Genomic DNA, 17,810 nt, shown 5'->3' with positions numbered 1-17,810 from the left:
CCCCCGGTTAGGTCCGCCGATGCCACAGCGGTCCTGCCCGGCAGGCTGTCCGCCTCAGCTGGCGGACAGCTCAGACGGCCCCGAGGGGCCAGGGCCGACCAGTTCCTCCAGGACGTCTTCCATGGTGACGAAGCCGATGACGGTGCCCTTCTTGCCGGTGACGGCGGCCAGGTGGGTGCCGGCGGCGCGCATGGCGGTCATGGTGTCGTCGAGCGGGGTGTCGATCTCGACCTGGATGACCGGGTGCAGCGCGCTGCGCGGGAAGGGCCGGGTGCGCTCGGTGGCGCCGAGGGCGTCCTTGATGTGGAGATAGCCCAGCACCTCGTCGGCTGGGCCGGTGACCGGCAGACGGGAGAAGCCGGCAGCCGCGGCGGCGCGTTCCAGTTGCTGCGGAGTGGTCTCGTGGCCCACGGTGACCGTCTTGTTCAGCGGCACCATCACCTCTCCAACCGGGCGGGTGCCCAGTTCGAGTGCGTCCTGGAGGCGTTCGACGTCGGCGGGGTCCAGTAGTCCGGCCTCGCTGGAGTCCTTGACCAGACGGGCGAGTTCGTCGTCGGTGAAGACGGAGGCGACCTCGTCCTTCGGCTCGACCTTCAAAAGCCGCAGCAGGGTGTTGGCGAAGGCGTTGATGCCGAAGATGACCGGCTTGAGGGCACGGGTGAGGGCAACCAGGGGAGGGCCGAGCAGCAGCGCGGTCGGCGCGGGTGCGGCGAGTGCGATGTTCTTCGGCACCATCTCGCCGATGAGCATGTGCAGATACGTCGCCGCGGTGAGCGCGATGACGAAGGCGATCGGGTGGATCAGCGCCTCGGGCACACCGATCGCGTGGAAGGGCGGTTCCAGCAGGTGGGCGATGGCGGGTTCGGCGACCGCGCCCAGCACCAGGGAGGAGACGGTGATGCCGAGCTGGGCGGTGGCCATCAGCGCGGACAGGTGCTCGATGCCCCACAGGGTGCTCTTTGCCCGCCGGTTGCCCTTGAGCGCGGCCGGTTCTATCTGGCTGCGCCGTACCGAGATCAGGGCGAACTCGGCGCCGACGAAGAACGCGTTGGTGATCAGAGTGAGCGCGCCGATCAGCAGTTGGATCGTGGTCATCGGGCATCCTCCGTGCTGTGCTGGGCGGCGGCCGGGGCGGTGATACGGACCCGGTCGGCCCGGTGGTGCTCGATGTCCAGAACAGCCAGCTGCCAGCCGTTCACGTCGATGCGGTCGGTCAGGGCCGGGATGCGCTCCAGACGGGTCGCGAGCAGGCCGGCCAGGGTCTCGTACGGACCTTCCGGGGCCGCGAAGCCGATTTCCTTGAGCTCGTCCAGGCGGACGCTGCCGTCGGCCTCCCACACCGGCCGGCCGTCCGGGGAGGGGGCGACGGCCATCAGGTCGGGCTGCTCGTGCGGGTCATGCTCGTCACGGACCTCGCCGACGACCTCCTCGACGATGTCCTCGACCGTGGCGACGCCCGCGGTGCCGCCGTACTCGTCGATGATCACGGCCATGGTGCGGGACACGCGCAGCCGGCCCAGCAGCTTGTCGACCGGCAGCGAGTGGGGCACCAGCAGCGGCTCGGTGGCCAAGCCGGTGACCGCCGTGACGGCCCGCTTGTCCTCCTGAAGGGCGAGGACGTCGCGGATGTGGACGGTCCCGATGACCTCGTCCAGGCTGTCGCGGTAGACGGGGAAGCGGGACAGGCCGGTGGCCAGCGTGAGGTTCGCCGCGTCCGTCGCGGTGGCGTGTGCCTCCAGGGCCTGCACGTCCACGCGGGGGGTCATGACGTTCTCGGCGGTCAGCTCGCTCAGGTGCAGGGTGCGCACGAACAGCTCGGCCGCATCTGCCTCGATCGCCCCCTGGCGGGCGGAGTGCTGGGCGAGTGCGACCAGTTCCTCCGGGGTTCGGGCGGAGGCGAGCTCTTCCTGTGGTTCCAGGCCGAAGCGGCGTACCAGTCGGTTCGCGGTGTTGTTCAGGTGGCGGATCAGTGGGGCGAACGCGGCGGTGAAGCCGCGCTGCGGGCCGGCCACCGCCTTGGCGACGGCCAGCGGGCTGGAGATCGCCCAGTTTTTCGGGACCAGCTCACCGACCACCATCAGCACCACTGTGGCGATCGTGACGCCCAGCAGGGTCGCGACGGTGGAGACGGCGCCGGCCGGCAGGCCGACCGCCTGGAGCGGGCCGCGCAGCAGGGCGGCGAGCGACGGCTCGGCGAGCATGCCGATCACCAGCGAGGTCACCGTGATGCCCAGCTGGGCGCCGGAGAGCTGGAACGTCAGGGTGCGTACGGCCTTCAAGGCGCCGTCGGCGCCACGCTCACCGGCCGCGGCGGCGCGCTCCAGCTCACCGCGCTCGATCGTGGTCAGGGAGAACTCGGCCGCGACGAACACCGCACACGCCAAGGTCAGAGCCAGGGCCAGAAGCAGCAGCAGTACTTCGGTCACCGTGCCACCCCCGATCCCTCACATATGCACGACGGGCTGGCAATGGCACGGCTGGGACTGGGAGGTTCACCCATGGCGGGTCTGCTGCTCCTTCTTGGCTCATCGGATCGGGCGGATCCTGGCGTGATTCGGTAAGGCATCTGCGACTACGGCCAGACCCCATGGTAAAGGGGCGGCAAAGTCGCCTTGCGGGGGCGGCTTCCACCGTCCGCACGGGTGGTTTTCAGACGTTCCGCCGGGATGCCGTACCCGCGGGGCGCCTCCCCCTTATGCTTCTACATGCGTGTAGATAACGCGAGGGGTGGCCCGGATGTTCCCGGCTGCCCGGTGGGCGACGGGCAGGGACGGGAGGGACGCGCACCGGTTTGAGCAGGACCATATCCGCCGGTCACGGCCGCCCCGACGGCGCGTCGTCCGGATTATCCATCGGTGTTTTCCCCTGGGAGGGCTGTCGTGGCTTCGATCGACCTGGACAAGGTGCTGGACAAGGCGTGGGCGGACAAGAGTCTGCCGGAGATCCTCGCCGCGCCGGTCTCCGCGCTGAAGGGGGTCTCGGACAAAGACGGTGAGCTCCTTCAGGAGGCGTTCGGCGTCAAGACGGTCGCTGATCTGGCCGAGCTGAAGTACGCGCGCTGGGCGCAGGCCCTGGCCGCACTCGACACCTCCGCCAAATAGATCCTCTTCCGCCGGGCGGCGGCCCCCCTCCCCTTCAGGGTCCGCCGCCCGGCGGAAGCACGAACCGTACGTACACATGAAGGAGTGAACGCCACGATGGTGTTCAAACGGCTGCTCGGCTCGCTCGGCGTGGGCGGACCCACGGTGGACACGGTCCTTGAGCCGGGCGCGGTACTGCCCGGCGGGCACCTCGGCGGGCAGGTCCACCTCAAGGGCGGAGATGCCGACTTCACGATCGAGCACATCACCCTGGAGCTGATGGCCCGCGTCGAGGCCGAGCATGACGGCAGCGAGTCCGAGGGCGCGGTCGTCTTCGACCGGTTCACCGTCGGCGGCAGCTTCCGCCTCGCCGCCGGCGAACTGCACAGCGTGCCCTTCAGCGTGATGCTGCCGTGGGAGACCCCCATCACCGAGCTGTACGGGCAGGGCCTGGGCATCGTGCTCGGGGTGCGCACCGAGCTGGCGGTGGCGGGAGCGAAAGACAAGGGCGACCTCGACCAGCTCGCGGTGCGCCCGCTGCCCGCCCAGGAAGCGATCCTGGAGGCACTCGGCCAGCTCGGCTTCGGCTTCAAGTCCGCGGACCTGGAGCTGGGGCGCATCGGCGGCACCGGCCAGCAGCTGCCCTTCTACCAGGAGATCGAACTCGCCCCGGCGCCACAGTACACGCACCAGGTCAACGAGATCGAGGTGACCTTCCTGGCCAACCCGGGCGGCATGGAGGTGGTCCTGGAGGCCGACAAGCGCGGCGGCCTCTACTCCGCCGGCCACGACGCGGTGTCCCGTTTCACCGTCAGCCACCACGGCGTCGAGCAGATCAACTGGAGCGCCGAAGTCGACGGCTGGATCCGTCAGATGATCGAGCACCGCGCCTCCCACGGCTCTCACTCCTCGTACGGGCACGGCGCTCCGCATCACAGCGGCCACTACGGCCACGGCGACCCCCACGCCGCGCACGGCAGCCACCCCCACAAGGACGACCACGGCCATGGCGGCCACCATCACGGCGACGGTCACGGTCACCGCTCCGGGCCCGGCATGGGCACCGTGGTCGCGGCCGGCGCGGCGGGGCTCGCCGTCGGTGTGGTCGGCGGCATGGTCGCGGCCGAAGTCGTCGACGAAGTCGGGGACTTCTTCGAAGGCGACGAGGAGGAAGAGGGCGGCGAGGACTGAGGAGCCAGCGTGCTCTTGCCGTCCCTGGTAGCTTCTACATTAATGTAGAAGATGTGGTGGTCCGGGCCGTCCCCCCTTCGGCCTGGATGGCCCCTGAGACGTATGGAGTTGGCATGGCCCTGTGGGACCGCCTCAAGGAGTCCGCATCGACGATGCAGACCCAGCTCATGGCGAAGAAGAACGACCTCAAGTCCGGTGCCTTCCGCGACGCCAGCATGGCGATGTGCGCGCTGGTCGCCGCGGCCGACGGCACCATCGACCCGTCCGAGCGCCGCAAGGTGGCCCAGCTCATCGCCACCAACGAGGTGCTGCAGAACTTCCCCGCCGAGGACCTGCAGCGCCGCTTCGACGACAACTGCAACAAGCTGGCCGCCGACTTCGACTTCGGCAAGGTCAGCGTGCTGCAGGAGGTCGCCAAGGCCAAGAAGAAGCCCGCCGAGGCGCGCGCGGTGATCCAGATCGGCATCGTCATCGGCGGTGCTGACGGCGACTTCGACAAGGACGAGCAGCAGATCGTGCGCGACGCCTGCTACGCCCTCGACCTGCCGCCCCACGAGTTCGACCTCTGAGTTCCACACGACGTACGGGAAGGGACGGCTATGGAGATCTCCGGGGTCATCAGTGCCATCGTGATCGGCGTCCTCATCGGCACGCTGGGACGGCTGGTGCTGCCGGGCCGTCAGCGCATCGGCGTGCTGTGGACGATCGGCGTCGGTATCGCCGCAGCCTTCGTCGGGACCGGTATCGCTGCGGGCCTGGGGGTTGCGGACACCAAGGGCGTCGACTGGATCGAATGGCTCATCCAGATCGCTCTCGCCGCCGCGGGCGTGGCCGCACTCGAACGCTTCAAGGCCCGCACCTGACCTGTGCCAGCCGGATGGGGTGCTGACGCCACCCGGCGTCAGCACCCCATCCGGCGTGCCCGGCGAGGGCCGGGCTACATCGGGGTGGCCGCATGCAGGATGAGGAACAGCGTGACGGCCGAGTTCGCCGAGGACAGTGCCGAGACGGTGGTGCCCGCGGCGGCTGTCCAGGCGGCCAGGCCCACCGTGGTGAACACCGGCGGCCAGATCCGGATGGCAGGAGCCGGTGCCAGCAGGGCGGCGACCCGGCGCGGCACCGGACCGGGGGCCGCGAAGTGCGCGAGCGTGGCGATGGGCGCGCCCCGGGAGGTCAGCGCGGACTTGCCGATCGCCAGCGCCACGGTGCGCCGGCTGCCCACAGCGGTGGCCGCCTCCTCGTCCGCCCACCGCTCGGCGCAGTACATGACGGCGGTCCGCAGCGGGCGCAGGAACGGGTTGGCCCGTGCGGCGAGCTGCACGGTGAGCAGGAACCGGTGGTGGCGGCGGGCCAGATGGACGCGCTCGTGGGCGAACAGCGCCCGCCGCTCGGCCGAGCTGAGCCCGGCCAGCATCCCGGTGGTGACCACGATCCGGTTCCGTCTGCCGGGCAGCGCGTAGGCGTACGGCAGCGCATCGGGCAATACCGCCACCGGCGTGGCCGGCAGGCCGGCAAGGGCGCGCTCGGCCCGGCGGCGTACGCGGTGGTGGCGCCACGCGGTCCGGGTACAGGCGGCGAGCACCGCGATCAGGGCGGGAATGGCGGCCTTGCCCGCGACCTCGTCGTAGGGGACGGCCTCGCGGACCTCCGGGTCCGACCAGCCGTCGGGCAGCGGATTGCCGGGCAGCTGCGCGGTGCCGACCACCATCAACAAGGCCAGGCACAGGGTGCTGCACACCGCGAGTGCCCCGGCGACAGCCGACAGCAGCCAGGTCGCCGCCCTGGGGTGCAGGTGCTGTTCGGCAAGGCGGGCGATGGGCCAGGCCGTTAACGGCAGCACCAGCGGCAGGAAGACGAAGACCCCCATGACGGCTAGTCTTCCCCCTCGCCGGGGCCCGGGGCCAGCAGATCGCGCAGCACCTGTTCATCCCCCGGCGTCAGGCTGGTCAGGAAGCGGGCCAGGACCGCTTCCCGGTCGCTCTCGGCGTCCAAAACCTTCCGCATCCGCAAGGCGGCCAGCCCAGCCGCGTCGGCGATCGCGGTCCACTCGAACGAGCGGCCCGCCCGCTCGCGGGCGACCGCACCCTTGGCGTGCAGCCGGATCAGGATGGTCATCACCGTGGTGTAGGCGAGGCTGCCACCGAGGCGGTCTTGGACCCAGGCCGCAGGAACCGCTCCGGGGGCCTGGTGCAGCGCGGCAAGCACCTGCGTCTCCAGCTCCCCTTGGCCGCGCCGGCGCCGGGACTGTTCGGCACCGCCCCTGTTCTGGTCCGTCATACCGTGAGCCTCCCCGCCTTCTCGCCCCGCCTGCCGCTGCGGGGGCGGTTCATCGTACTGAGTCGCCGTCTGCCCGCCCGGTGCTGTTTCCACGATGTCCACTTTCGCGAGCTGGGGGCCCCTGGCCCAGCGGGCGTCATCAGCTGTCCGTTCCGGCGCTGGTGGTGGTGTCGAGTCCCAGCTGCAGCAGCCGTTCGTCGTCAGGGGGGAGTTCAGCGATGAACCGGCTGAGCACGGCGCCCCGGTCCTTCTCCTGGTCGAGGATCTGGTGCATGCGCCGGGCGGCCATCCCCGCTGCGTCGGCAACGGCCCTCCAGACATAGGAGCGCCCGTCGCGGCGGCGCACCACGGCCTGCTTGCCGTGCAGCCGCGTCAGCGTGGTCACCACGGTGGTATAGGCGAGCGAGGGATCGATCTGCTCGCGCACCCAGCCGGCCGGCACCGGCCCCGGCGCGCTGCCGAGGGCGGCCAGCACGCGGGCCTCCAGTTCGCCCGGCCCTCTGCGGGGGCGCCCACGCAGCGGCGGTCCACCATGCCTGTCATCCACCTGCCACTCCCTTTCCGTCGCTGCCGGACACGAGGGGGCACAAGCACGCCCCTCGCACATGCTCACGAAGCCCTCTGCCTCACTATCTTCTACGCCGTTGTAGATTTTTGACTCCGTCGGCACGGAAGTAGGGGCCGCCGGGCGGGATCACGACACAGCACAGCGAACCGCCATACCGGGCGGCACAGGGAGGCGGACACGTGGACAGGCAGCTTGGTACATCCTGCGAACGCCGCGGGCCGGTCCGGTCACGAGGGCATCGGCGTACCAAGACCCGGCTGACCCGGCGCGGGAGGATTCTGGTCCGCACCGGTGCCGCCCTGGCCGTACTGCTCGTCGTCGCGGGCGCAGGGGGCTACTGGCTGTACCAGCGCCTCGACAACAACATCCAGGCCGCCGGTATCGACAGCAAGATCGGCGAAGGTCGTTCGGCCAACCTCAGCCCGGGCGCGAAGAACATTCTGGTGGTCGGCTCGGACAGCCGCGACGGCGACAACGCGAAGTACGGCAAGGGCCTGACCACTATGCAGTCGGACACCCTGATGGTGTTGCACATCGCCGCGAACCGGGAATGGGCCGCAGTGGTCTCTCTGCCCCGGGACTCCTGGCTGCAGATACCCGCCTGCGACCGCGGTAACGGCACCACCTCCGCGCCGCACCACTTCAAGATCAATGAGGCGTTCGCGATCGGCGGCACCACGGGCGACATCGGCTCGGCAGCGGCCTGCACCATCAAGACCATCGAGCAGAACACCGGGCTGCGCATCGACCACTTCCTCTCGGTCGACTTCCAGGGCTTCAAGGGCATGGTCGACGCCCTGGACGGCATAGAGGTCTGCCCCAAGCAGGCGATCCACGACACCAAGGCCCACCTGGACCTGGAGGCCGGCTGCCAGACCGTCAAGGGCGAGCAGGCTCTCGGCTATGTCCGCACCCGCTACAGCGTCGGCGACGGCTCCGACATCGGACGCATCGGACGCCAGCAGGAATTCATGCAGGCCCTGGCCGCCAAAGCCCAGGACAAACTGACCAGCCCCGGCGACCTGTACTCCTTCTTGGACTCGGCGACCAAATCCCTGACCACCGATGAGACCCTCGCCGGGATCAAATCCCTCACCAGCCTCGCCTCCAGCCTCAAGGACATACCCGAGGACCGGCTGATCTTCCTGACCGTCCCCAACTATCCGCGCGAACTGGACGTCCCCACCGACAAGGCCAACATCTCCTGGCAGTACCCACAGGCACACACCCTCTTCACCTCCCTCGCCAAGGACAGGGAAGTCGACAAGGACGAGTTGACCGCCGCCGAGCCGGTCCCGGCCCGCACGATCACCGTCCAAGTCCTCAACGGCACCGGCACGCCTGGACAAGCCGCCACCGCCGCCAAGGAACTGCGCGCGGCTGGCTACACCGTCACCGGCACCGGCAACGCCCCCGTGCCGGCGAAGGAAACCACCGTGACCTATCCGTCCGGCCTCCAAGAGCAGGCGAAGGCCCTGGCCGCCCGCCTGCGGACCCCCGCCACCCCCAGGCAGGACCCGCAGGCCGCACCGGGAGCGGTGACCCTCACCGTCGGCCCCGGCTACCCCGGACTGCGCGGCTGACCCGGGGCCTGCATCACCGCGCTCCATATCCGATTGCGGCATGGGCGGCCCTGACAACCCTCAACAACTTCTACAGTGCTGTAGATTTTGAGTTGAGTCATTCAGCGGCCGGGACCCTACGTCCGGCCCTCGGATACGGAAAGGGATGCGACATGGGTGTGAGCCTCGCCAAGGGCGGCAATGTCTCGCTGAGCAAGGAGGCGCCGGGCCTGACGGCCGTCCTGGTCGGCCTCGGCTGGGACGTCCGCACGACCACGGGCACCGACTACGACCTCGACGCCTCCGCGCTGCTGGTCAACGAGTCCGGCAAGGTGCTTTCCGACCAGCACTTCGTCTTCTTCAACAACCTTAAAAGCCCCGACGGGTCGGTGGAGCACACCGGCGACAACCTCACCGGTGAAGGCGAGGGTGACGACGAGGTCATCAAGGTCAACCTGACCACCGTCCCCGCCGACGTCGCCCGGATCGTCTTCCCCGTCTCCATCCACGACGCCGAAAACCGAGGCCAGAGCTTCGGCCAGGTCCGAGGCGCCTACATCCGCGTCGTCAACCAGTCCGGCGGCGCCGAGATCGCCCGCTACGACCTCTCCGAGGACGCCGCCACCGAAACCGCGATGGTCTTCGGCGAGCTGTACCGCAACGGCGCGGAGTGGAAGTTCCGCGCCGTCGGCCAGGGCTACGCCTCCGGCCTGGCGGGCATCGCCGCCGACTTCGGCGTCAACGTCTGACCCAGCACACGTCTGCGGGCGGGCCGGACCCGCGTAGTACGTCCGGGCCCGCCCGCGACAAGCACGTCCACTGCCACATGCCCGCCAGCGGGCCGCGCCGCCCAAACGCCGGCACCGGCCCGCACTACACGATCGGGGGGGGGATCGTCATGAACGAGCCTGGCCGCCTCGAAGCCGTCGACCAAGCAGACTTCGAACACGCGCTGCACGCCGCGCTGGGCGACCCTGACATCCGCGAGGCCTTGCAACAGCCGACCGCGCAGGTCACCGCGGAGCAGCTGCGCGCCCGGGCGCTTGCGGCGGCCGACACCATCGCCGCCGAAGCCGCCACCGAGTACACCGCCCTACGGCGACTGCGTGTGGCCGACCCGGACCCCGCCGGCCGGCCCCGCCAGCCCGCGCCCGCGACCGCCGGGAAGGGACTGGCGGCGGCACTGGCCGTACTCACTCCCGTTCTGTCCGCCGCGGCAGCGGCCATATTCCTTCTCCTCGGCTACGGGCTCCAGCTGGCTGGCGCCCAGCAGCTCCTCGCCACCGCGCTGATCCGGGCCGGGTGGGTCGCCGGGGCCGTGGCGGTGCTCGCCGCCGCGGCAGCGGGCACCGCGCTCATGGTCACCGCAGCCCGGCACCGCGCCACGCCCCGCCCCCCGCAGCCCGACACCGCCTCCCTCGCCCAGGCCCACGCGGCGTGGCGCCAGGCCCTGCTGGAGCGCGGACTGCTCCCGTTCCTGCGCCGCGAGCTGCACCAGCCGCCCGCACCCCCGCGCCGCAGCCCCGCCCCGCCTTTCGAGCAGCACACCACGAGCCCCGGCTACAGCAGTCCGGACTTCACCGGCCCCTCCCTCCCGTCGCGGGACTGACGCCCCCCGACGGGGGCACGCAGACCGAACAGGTGCCGCCACGCCATACTCGCCAAGGTCAGGCGCGCCCCTGCCCGACGCTTCTACAGTGCTGTAGATTCAGGCGTGCTGCCCCATGCACAGCCCGGGCAGCGAAGCCCGATCCCCAAGCGCCAGGAGGAAACCGGTGGGAATCACGCTGACCAAGGGCCAGCAGATCAGCCTGGAGAAGACCGGCGGGCAGCCGCTCAGCGTCGTACGGATGGGACTGGGCTGGCAGGCGGCGCCGCGTAAGGGCTTCCTGGCCAAGCTCACCGGCCCACGCGAGATCGACCTCGACGCCTCCGCGGTGCTCGTCGCCGGCAACGAGCCGGTCGACGTCGTCTTCTTCCAGCACCTGGTCAGCGACGACGGCTCGGTTCGCCACACCGGCGACAACCTCACCGGCGGCGCCGGCCAGGGTGGCGACGACGAGTCGATCCTCGTGGACCTGCTGCGCCTGCCCGCGCACGTCGACCAGATCGTCTTCACCGTCAACTCCTTCACCGGGCAGACTTTCGCCGAGGTCCAGAACGCCTTCTGCCGCCTCATCGACGAGAACACCGGCCAGGAACTGGCCCGCTACACCCTCTCCGGGGGCGGCCACTACACCGCTCAGATCATGGCCAAGGTCCACCGCTCCAGCGGTGGATGGCACATGTCCGCCCTCGGGGAGCCGGCCAACGGCCGCACCTTCCAGGACCTGATGCCCGCCATCGCCAGCCACCTCTAGCCACCCTGCCGCCCGCCACCGGGGAGAAGACGGACACCCATGTTCGGCATCAGCGAACTCGCCATCATCCTCATCGTCGTCATATTGATCTTCGGCGCCAAGAAGCTCCCCGAACTCGCCCGCTCCATGGGCAAGTCGGCCCGCATCCTCAAAAGCGAGGCCAAGGCAATGAAGTCCGACCAGACGCCGCCGACCACAGCGGAGGCGGCACCGCCCGAGGCCACAGCCCCGCGCATCATCCGGGCCGCACCCGGCGACACCGCCGGCCGTCCCGCAGATCAGCCAGGCAACGACACACCGCGGAACTGACCAGCCCGCAACCCCACCCGCCCCGGGCACGTCTCTCCCCGTACAGACCCGCCGGACTGCCACCGGCCGCCGAATCGGAATGCAGCGTCACATCATGGGCATCATCAGCTGGATCATCCTCGGACTTCTCGCCGGAGCCATCGCCAAGATCCTCCTGCCCGGACGCGACCCGGGCGGCCTCGTCGGCACCACCCTCATAGGCATCGCTGGCGCCTTCACCGGCGGCTGGCTCTCCGCCAAGTTCCTCGACCGGCCCATACAGAACCAGTTCTTCGACCTCGCCACCTGGGGCGCGGCCATCGGCGGCTCTTTGGTCCTGCTGATCGCCTACCGCCTCCTGTTCGGTAATTCCCGCGACTGACGCGCGGCCGGGGGTCTCCTGGACGGTGAAGCGGTCCGGCGCTTTGACGTATGACCGCAACTGGATCTGCCCCGGTGAGGTTCCATGAAGTCGTGGACGTAGCAGCCTCAGAGCCCGCCCGCCGAGGTTCTGCGGACGCCGTCCGCAACCGTCTGCCTGCGCGGTTGGAGGAGCTTGCCAGCCGCTGACGACATCGTCAGCTGGCAACAAGACCGTCAACCTGAACACGGTGTTCCTCGAGGCGCCGGAGTCACCGCCCGCGTCTGTCCGGACGATCGTGCTGCCGAGCTTGGGGTGCAGCGTGGTCACGCTGAGGGCGCATTCCTCCTACGGACAGGATTGACGAAGGTGGCGGCGTTCAGTGGTAACTGATATGCCCGTTTCCGTCGTTATCGTTCTCGCGCTTGGTGTAAGAGTGCGCGTCCGCGCGGCGTTAGCACCGAACCAACCGTGTACTTACGTGGTGACGACGGCGCCATGGTGAAGCCCGGAATCTTCTCGGGGAACGGACAAGGGCGGCTTGATACCCCTGACTCGGCGGGCGTCGCGTCTAGGAAGCGCTCGATACCGCGGACCGGGCGGCGCCGCAGCAGCCAGCACGGTCTGGGTCAAGTCCGCAGGCTCATAACAGACCTGCCCGTCGGCGCAGGTCGCGATGACGAGCGGCATGTCCTGGGACCGTCAAGCTCACCCTGTCCGAGCCCTGCTGTCGGCAAGCTCCCCATCCCCCGTCATCCTCGGCGTCATCACCGTCACCATCACCGTCTCCATCTCCTGGTCGCTGATCGTCACACGCAACCAGCCCCCGACACCGACGAGGAGTCGACCGAGACCGATACCCGTGCCGCCAGCGGCGGCGAGACGGCCCCGACCCCCCACCAGCCCACTGCTCGGCGCGGCACGTCCGACAAGGACACACCATGACCACAACCCGAGTACGGCAGCCGGCCGCCTCCTCTCCGGCCCCACCGCGGGTACACGTCTACCCCCTCCTCCTGGCGCGCCGACTGCAGCGTCCTGGCCCCCTGTTCACCGGCTCCCGCGCCGACCAGGCCGTGGCCGGTTACGCGGCCGACCTCACCGCCCGCACCGGCCACCCGGTCACGGCCGCGGCCGCGGCCGCGGTCCGCAGCACTGGCTTCAGCATCAACGCCCTACTGCACCGCGCCCGTGGACGCAGCATCGAGGCCGAGGCTCGCGCGACGCGGCTGAACACGCCCTGCATACCGCAGAGGGAAGGAAGCGTCGGTGACCAGGAAGTATCGATGATGTCCCAGCGTCGGAAGCAAAATCGGCCAGTATCGGGGTCGACGATCTTGGTGACAGATGTCGGTGTTATGTGTCAACTAGAGGCGTCAATCGCACTGGCTATCGCGGGGATCATCGGCTCAGCTCTTGCGTGCCCAGTCGACGACCAGTCGGCTGTAGGGCTTGTCGACTACGAAGCGCGGGTCGTCCGCCGTCAGCCGGTCACGCGAGTCCGCGACGGCCATCCGGAAGCTCGGCTCGGGGGCGTCGTTGCCGCCGCTGGCGTCCCAGGCGCGGATCTCGCTCACGACGCGTTCGGCGAGGTCGGCGCCGGCCTCGCCGTGGCCGATCACGCCGACCTCCCAGTACCGGCCCTTCTCGTCTTCGCCTTCGCTGATGGTTAGGTATGCGAGCGATCCGCCGTCGAGGGCGGCCATGGAGCCCCACCCGAAGTGCGGGGTGAACCCGGGGCGCTGGCCCGGCAGGCGGGAGAGGCCGTTGGGCAGCACGCAGGCCAGGTACAGGTACAGCCACTCCCACGCCGATCCCTGCCGGAACTTGACCCCGGTGTAGATCTTGGTCTGCTGCTCGTCGAGGACATTGCGCAGGGCATCGCGGTCGACGTCCTGCTCGCTGAACGTCTCCAGGCGTACGTTGCCCTCGCCGGCCATCGGCACGAGGGTGTACACGTCGTCGCAGACGCCCTTGCGCAGCGGGATGAATGTGGCCATCTCGCAGGAGACGGTCTTCCACGTGTCGCCGTCGCGTTCGAAGGCGAAGGAGCGGGAGATGCTGCCGCGGATGCGCATCGGCAGGACCAGGCGCCCGCCGGGGGCGAGCTGGTCGAGGATCTTCACGGGCACGTCGTCGGCGCCGACGGTGAAGATGATTCGGTCGTAGGGGGCGTGCTCGGGCAGCCCGGCCGCGCCGTCGGCCATCACCGCGGTGGCGTTGTCGACGCCGGCCTCGGCGAGGTGCTGGCTCGCGCCGGCGACGAGGTCCTGGTCGACGTCGAGGGTCCACACCTGCCCGCCGGGGGAGACGATCTTGCCGAGGAGGGCGGCGTTGTAGCCGGTGGCGGCTCCGGCTTCCAGGACCTTGTGGCCGGGCTGGGCGCCGAGCTGTTCGAGCTGGGTGGCGACGATGGACGGAGCGGAGATGCAGGAGACCATCTCCCCGTGCTCGTCGTGCTTGATCGGGACCGCGTCCTCCTTGTACGCGCTCTCCAGGTCGACGCCGGGCAGGAAGGCGTGCCGGTCGGTGGTGCGGAAGGCGTGGATAGCGGCCTTGCTGCGCAGGTGGCCGCTGTCGACGAGCCGCTGGGCCAGAGCCTTGGTCGGGTTGGTGGGGGCGGTTCTGGCTGTCACGGTGGTCTCCATTCGCGGAGGCTATGGTCCGCTGCGTCGGACTGCGGGTAGACACGTCTGGTACTTCTGGTGCGCTAGGCGCGAATCACGGTCAAGTTGCGGCTCGTCCCGGCGGCTGCGCGAGGAGCGATGGCGCCCGGAAGTGATCCTTCTAAGTGGTCGGCGGTGGCCAGAGTCGACGCGGCAGCCGCGCGATCCCCACTGCGCGAGGGCGAGTTGGGGACAGCCGGTCAGCGCTACCCCGGCGAAGTCGATGCTTCGTTTCTCGGTGGCGGTGACGATTAGGTGTTAGCTCGGCGGCTGGCGTGGCGTTGCCAGACATCGGCTGCGACTGTTGAAGCGTCCCGAATGGCCTGAGCCAGAGGGTCGGGGATGTTGCCCCGTCCGAGGGCGGCGGAGGCGACGGCAGCGGAGAGTGTTCTGCGCTCGTCCTGGCTCAGCCCTTCGCGGCACACAGGGTGGGCCAGGACGTCTCGTGCGATGTACCCGTCTGGATGCGTCGTCGCTTCCCAGGTGAGGCGGTGCAATGCTTCGGCCTGTCGGATTTCTGGGGAGAGGTCGAGCACGACTAGTCCCACACGGGAGCGGAAGACGGCAAGTTCGGGGGCCCAGTCGAGGGCCAAATAGCGCTGCACCATCTTGTCGATCGGCTCAACCGGTTGGTCGTCGGCTGCCCTGTGGCAGAGGACGGTGAGGGCTGCCGCGACGGAGTGCTCCCATGGCTCCACCAGGGTGCTTTCGTGCAGGAACTGCAGTGCATCACTGGGTTGCTCGCCGAGGCAACGGACGAGTACTTCCACTTGACGCCCGTCGAAGAGGCGCTGGCCTATGCCCCGGTGCTGCTTGCTGTGTGCCCGTGCGCGGTCCCATTCACCCGCTGCGACAAGGGCACGGGTTCCGTCGCCGAGGAGGACGGTCCACAGCCATTGGCACACCTGTTGATGGTCGGCTGGCGACGTCGTGAGGTGCCGGAAGGATGTGGTGCGGCCGTCGATGACCGCTTCGTTCTGCGATTTCACCGCTCGGTTCAAGGAGTCGAGGAGGTCGTATGCGCCGGGCCCATCGCCGTCGCGGATGCGCAGTCGGGCCAGGTTGACCAGGGGCTCTAGGGCGTGCCGGGCTTCCTGCGCGCCCAGGGGTTGGGCGCGCAGGACGGTCTCGGCGTGACGCCAGCACAGAGCGCGTGCCAGGTCCGGCATGCCGCAGTCGCTTGCGATCAGTGCCGCCTTGTTCAGGGCGACGGTTGCGGAGGTCACATTGTCGTCGCGCTCGGCGGCGGCAGCGAGGTCGGTGATCTCGCGGACCCGTTCAGCGAGGGGCGGGCACGCTGGACGTGGCCGGGCAACGAGCGGGAACCGCTTCGCTATCTGGCTGACGTCCATGTCACTGCCATTCGATGACGATGCGGTTCAGCGGGTTGTCGAAGGCGAAGCGGCCGGGCTTCGGCGCGAGCGGGGTCGCGTCGAGCGGCCGGATCTCGAACTCGACGTCGAGGGCTCGGAAGTCCTGGTCCCAGGTGCGGATCTGGTCGGCGACGTCCGAAGCGAGGGCTTCGGCGTCGGGACCGTGGCCGATGACCCCGAATTCGTACAGGGTGGCGCCGTCGGGGGCCTTCTTCGCGTACGGGCGCCGGGTGAGGTAGGTGAGCGTGTCGGCCTCGAAGACGGCGGTCGAGGACGGGTAGGGCGCGGTGACCAGGCCCTTCTCGATGGCCTCGGCCTTTGCGGGCATCCGGCTCAGGCCGTTGGGCATGCCGCAGGCGAGCCATAGCTCCAGGTACTCAGCCGACTCCGGCCCTCGGAAGGTGACGTCCGTCCACACCTCAGCGCGCGGCTGGCGGAAGATGTCGCTCAGGGCGTCCGCGTCGACCATCTGGTCCCCGTTGGTGACGAGGGTGACGGTGTTATCGGGGTCCAGGGGAACGAAAACGCGCGGGTCATCGGCGATCCCGCGGCGCAGAGGCATGAACGTGTTCATCTGGCTGCCGACGCTGCGCCAGGCTCCGTCCTGGTTCTCGAAGGCGATCGAGCGGGAGACGCTGCCGCGCAGGCGCAGCGGCGTGAGGAGCCGTCCGCCGGGGGCGAGCTGGTCGAGCCAGGCGTGCGGAACGCCGTGGGCGCCGACGGTGGCTTCGATCCGGTCGTACGGCGCGTTGGGGGCATGGCCGACTGCTCCGTCTCCGAGGATCACTTCCACGTTGTGGATGTCGGCGGCGGCCAGTCCGCCGCGCGCTCCGGCCACGATGTCCTCGTCCACGTCGATCGTGGTGACGTGTCCCGTCTCGCCGACGAGGTAGCCGAGGAGTCCGGCGTTGAAGCCGGTGCCGGCCCCCAGCTCCAGGATCTTCTGGCCGGGCTCGACGTCGAGCTGTTCCAGCATCATGGCGACGATGTCGGGCTGGGAGGCGCAGCTGATGGAGCGCCCGGATCCGTCGAACTTCGTGTCCACGGGTGCGTTGCCGTACGCCTTCTCCAGGGGGGCGTTCGGGACGAAGAGGTGGCGGGGTACGGTCCGCATGGCCTCCTCCACCCGAAGCGTGCGCACGCACCCGGTCTCGACCAGATGGTCGATCAACTGGGCGCGCAGACGGTCGGCGGAAGGGGCTTCGATGGTGTCACTGTTCACCCCGTTGACCGTAGTGCCCGGCGCCCCCTCAGCTCGGGTGGACGCGGCGTTGTCGCTCGTTCCCATGACTACCTCTTTCGCGAGTGTTGACAAGGTGTGCTGGTCCTCCGCGGGGAGGCCCAGGCGGTTGAAGTGGAAGATGCCGTGGTGGGCGATCACGGCCCGCAGCCCTCGTTCCAGGCGGCCCTGGCGGTTGAGGTCTGCGAGCTGCTGGCCGAACCACTCGAAGGTGGCTATCCATTCGGCCAGCGGCGCGAGTCGGCCCTGGGTGACGCTGCGGCTGGTGGTGCTGACGTCGACGGTCATCAACCGGTGGACAGCGGCCCGGTGCCGTTGCGGACTACGGACCTCGTCGCCGGGGCGCTCGGCCGCGATCTTCGCCCAGACGTCGCCCTGCTCGTACCAGTCGAGTCCCGCCGCGCGCATCGCCACGCTGAGCAGGAGGACCGCCAGCTCGCGGCGGCCGAGCTGGGGGCCGCTGACTGCCTGCTGGCGGGCTGCCTCATCCAGCAGGTGACGGCTGTCGTAGTGGAACAGGGTGTGCGCGATTCTCATGGCAGCCGGTCCGCCGAAGGCGGCTTCCTCAGGTTCGTAGATGCCGGCCGTCCAGGAGGCGAGGACGCCGGCGTCGACCAGCTCGTCCAGGGCAGCGTCCAGGGCCTTCGCCGAGTCCGGGCCTGCGGCCCGGTACCGCAGCCGCCACCAGGGGTACTTCCGCAGGAAGGACCACTGGGCCAGTTCCGATTCCTGGGCGGTCAGCACCGGGAGCAGATGCTCCACGGCGGTGGCCTCCGCGCGGCTCCAATCGGTGAACCGGATGAGGCGTTGCGGCCATTCGTCCGCAGCCATGTTTCCTCTTCTC

General features: G+C 69.5%; 18 protein-coding genes. 10 read left to right on the top strand and 8 right to left on the bottom strand.

Going from position 1 to position 17,810, the window contains the following annotated elements:
• Positions 1-54: 54 nt before the first annotated feature.
• Positions 55-1,095 carry a hemolysin family protein gene (locus tag QNO09_RS17905; RefSeq protein WP_283971188.1) on the bottom strand — a complete coding sequence of 347 codons (1,041 nt, stop codon included), beginning with the start codon at positions 1,093-1,095 and terminating at the stop codon, positions 55-57.
• The gene (locus tag QNO09_RS17900; RefSeq protein ID WP_283971187.1) at positions 1,092-2,426 is read right to left on the bottom strand and encodes a hemolysin family protein; all 1,335 of its coding nucleotides are present in this window, start codon (positions 2,424-2,426) and stop codon (positions 1,092-1,094) included. The genes QNO09_RS17905 and QNO09_RS17900 overlap by 4 nt, the downstream gene beginning before the upstream one ends.
• Before the next feature lie 453 nt (positions 2,427-2,879).
• Between QNO09_RS17900 and QNO09_RS17895 the strand changes: the two genes are divergently transcribed.
• The 4 genes from QNO09_RS17895 to QNO09_RS17880 all read left to right on the top strand — a co-directional run bounded on the left by QNO09_RS17895 (position 2,880) and on the right by QNO09_RS17880 (position 5,134).
• A complete protein-coding gene (locus tag QNO09_RS17895; protein WP_283971186.1) occupies positions 2,880-3,101 on the top strand; it encodes a hypothetical protein in 222 nt (73 codons plus the stop codon).
• Between the two features lie 96 nt (positions 3,102-3,197).
• The gene (locus tag QNO09_RS17890; protein ID WP_283971210.1) at positions 3,198-4,271 is read left to right on the top strand and encodes a sporulation protein; all 1,074 of its coding nucleotides are present in this window, start codon (positions 3,198-3,200) and stop codon (positions 4,269-4,271) included.
• Positions 4,272-4,384: 113 nt separating this feature from the next.
• The gene (locus QNO09_RS17885) at positions 4,385-4,840 is read left to right on the top strand and encodes a tellurite resistance TerB family protein (RefSeq protein ID WP_283971185.1); all 456 of its coding nucleotides are present in this window, start codon (positions 4,385-4,387) and stop codon (positions 4,838-4,840) included.
• A 30-nt stretch (positions 4,841-4,870) separates the two neighbouring features.
• Positions 4,871-5,134, top strand: a complete 264-nt coding sequence (locus tag QNO09_RS17880) for a GlsB/YeaQ/YmgE family stress response membrane protein (RefSeq protein WP_283971184.1) — start codon at positions 4,871-4,873, stop codon at positions 5,132-5,134.
• 74 nt (positions 5,135-5,208) lie between these two features.
• Here the strand turns inward: QNO09_RS17880 and QNO09_RS17875 are convergent, their stop codons facing one another.
• The 3 genes from QNO09_RS17875 to QNO09_RS17865 form a co-directional block, all read right to left on the bottom strand.
• Positions 5,209-6,138 carry a M56 family metallopeptidase gene (locus tag QNO09_RS17875; protein WP_283971183.1) on the bottom strand — a complete coding sequence of 310 codons (930 nt, stop codon included), beginning with the start codon at positions 6,136-6,138 and terminating at the stop codon, positions 5,209-5,211.
• Between the two features lie 5 nt (positions 6,139-6,143).
• Positions 6,144-6,548, bottom strand: coding sequence for a BlaI/MecI/CopY family transcriptional regulator (locus QNO09_RS17870; protein ID WP_283971182.1), 405 nt, complete (start codon positions 6,546-6,548; stop codon positions 6,144-6,146).
• Between the two features lie 139 nt (positions 6,549-6,687).
• Entirely contained in the window at positions 6,688-7,095 is a 408-nt protein-coding gene (locus tag QNO09_RS17865) for a BlaI/MecI/CopY family transcriptional regulator (RefSeq protein ID WP_283971181.1), read from the bottom strand.
• A 200-nt stretch (positions 7,096-7,295) separates the two neighbouring features.
• Between QNO09_RS17865 and QNO09_RS17860 the strand changes: the two genes are divergently transcribed.
• The 6 genes from QNO09_RS17860 to QNO09_RS17835 all read left to right on the top strand — a co-directional run bounded on the left by QNO09_RS17860 (position 7,296) and on the right by QNO09_RS17835 (position 11,708).
• Positions 7,296-8,699: an LCP family protein gene (locus QNO09_RS17860; RefSeq protein ID WP_502962310.1), complete on the top strand. Its 1,404-nt coding sequence runs from the start codon at positions 7,296-7,298 to the stop codon at positions 8,697-8,699.
• Positions 8,700-8,851: 152 nt separating this feature from the next.
• A complete protein-coding gene (locus QNO09_RS17855) occupies positions 8,852-9,427 on the top strand; it encodes a TerD family protein (protein WP_283971180.1) in 576 nt (191 codons plus the stop codon).
• A 149-nt stretch (positions 9,428-9,576) separates the two neighbouring features.
• Complete coding sequence (locus QNO09_RS17850; protein ID WP_283971179.1) at positions 9,577-10,287, top strand: hypothetical protein; 711 nt, start codon at positions 9,577-9,579, stop codon at positions 10,285-10,287.
• Between the two features lie 166 nt (positions 10,288-10,453).
• Positions 10,454-11,038 carry a TerD family protein gene (locus tag QNO09_RS17845; RefSeq protein WP_283971178.1) on the top strand — a complete coding sequence of 195 codons (585 nt, stop codon included), beginning with the start codon at positions 10,454-10,456 and terminating at the stop codon, positions 11,036-11,038.
• A gap of 39 nt (positions 11,039-11,077) precedes the next feature.
• Complete coding sequence (gene tatA, locus QNO09_RS17840) at positions 11,078-11,347, top strand: Sec-independent protein translocase subunit TatA (protein ID WP_283971177.1); 270 nt, start codon at positions 11,078-11,080, stop codon at positions 11,345-11,347.
• Positions 11,348-11,441: 94 nt separating this feature from the next.
• Positions 11,442-11,708: a GlsB/YeaQ/YmgE family stress response membrane protein gene (locus QNO09_RS17835; RefSeq protein WP_283971176.1), complete on the top strand. Its 267-nt coding sequence runs from the start codon at positions 11,442-11,444 to the stop codon at positions 11,706-11,708.
• Positions 11,709-13,096: 1,388 nt separating this feature from the next.
• On the opposite strand, the gene fxlM (QNO09_RS17830) is transcribed toward QNO09_RS17835, so the two are convergent.
• The 3 genes from fxlM (QNO09_RS17830) to fxlM (QNO09_RS17820) all read right to left on the bottom strand — a co-directional run bounded on the left by fxlM (QNO09_RS17830) (position 13,097) and on the right by fxlM (QNO09_RS17820) (position 17,797).
• Complete coding sequence (gene fxlM / locus QNO09_RS17830; RefSeq protein WP_283971175.1) at positions 13,097-14,323, bottom strand: methyltransferase, FxLD system; 1,227 nt, start codon at positions 14,321-14,323, stop codon at positions 13,097-13,099.
• A 281-nt stretch (positions 14,324-14,604) separates the two neighbouring features.
• The gene (locus QNO09_RS17825; RefSeq protein WP_283971174.1) at positions 14,605-15,705 is read right to left on the bottom strand and encodes a hypothetical protein; all 1,101 of its coding nucleotides are present in this window, start codon (positions 15,703-15,705) and stop codon (positions 14,605-14,607) included.
• A gap of 1 nt (position 15,706) precedes the next feature.
• Positions 15,707-17,797: a methyltransferase, FxLD system gene (gene fxlM / locus QNO09_RS17820; RefSeq protein WP_283971173.1), complete on the bottom strand. Its 2,091-nt coding sequence runs from the start codon at positions 17,795-17,797 to the stop codon at positions 15,707-15,709.
• Between the last annotated feature and the right edge of the window lie 13 nt (positions 17,798-17,810).

The sequence above is a fragment of the Streptomyces sp. 378 genome (genome assembly GCF_030124145.1).
Lineage (GTDB): Bacteria > Actinomycetota > Actinomycetes > Streptomycetales > Streptomycetaceae > Streptomyces.
Note: the sequence above shows the minus strand (reverse complement) of the source record. Positions and strands in the feature narration are given on the sequence as shown.

Coding starts and splice junctions, on each gene's coding strand:
- QNO09_RS17835 (WP_283971176.1), top strand. CDS start 11,442: ATGGGCATCATCAGCTGGATCATCCTCGGACTTCTCGCCGGAGCCATC.
- QNO09_RS17880 (WP_283971184.1), top strand. CDS start 4,871: ATGGAGATCTCCGGGGTCATCAGTGCCATCGTGATCGGCGTCCTCATC.
- QNO09_RS17885 (WP_283971185.1), top strand. CDS start 4,385: ATGGCCCTGTGGGACCGCCTCAAGGAGTCCGCATCGACGATGCAGACC.
- QNO09_RS17855 (WP_283971180.1), top strand. CDS start 8,852: ATGGGTGTGAGCCTCGCCAAGGGCGGCAATGTCTCGCTGAGCAAGGAG.
- tatA (WP_283971177.1), top strand. CDS start 11,078: ATGTTCGGCATCAGCGAACTCGCCATCATCCTCATCGTCGTCATATTG.
- QNO09_RS17875 (WP_283971183.1), bottom strand. CDS start 6,138: ATGGGGGTCTTCGTCTTCCTGCCGCTGGTGCTGCCGTTAACGGCCTGG.
- QNO09_RS17850 (WP_283971179.1), top strand. CDS start 9,577: ATGAACGAGCCTGGCCGCCTCGAAGCCGTCGACCAAGCAGACTTCGAA.
- QNO09_RS17905 (WP_283971188.1), bottom strand. CDS start 1,095: ATGACCACGATCCAACTGCTGATCGGCGCGCTCACTCTGATCACCAAC.
- QNO09_RS17870 (WP_283971182.1), bottom strand. CDS start 6,548: ATGACGGACCAGAACAGGGGCGGTGCCGAACAGTCCCGGCGCCGGCGC.
- fxlM (WP_283971173.1), bottom strand. CDS start 17,797: ATGGCTGCGGACGAATGGCCGCAACGCCTCATCCGGTTCACCGATTGG.
- QNO09_RS17890 (WP_283971210.1), top strand. CDS start 3,198: ATGGTGTTCAAACGGCTGCTCGGCTCGCTCGGCGTGGGCGGACCCACG.
- QNO09_RS17825 (WP_283971174.1), bottom strand. CDS start 15,705: ATGGACGTCAGCCAGATAGCGAAGCGGTTCCCGCTCGTTGCCCGGCCA.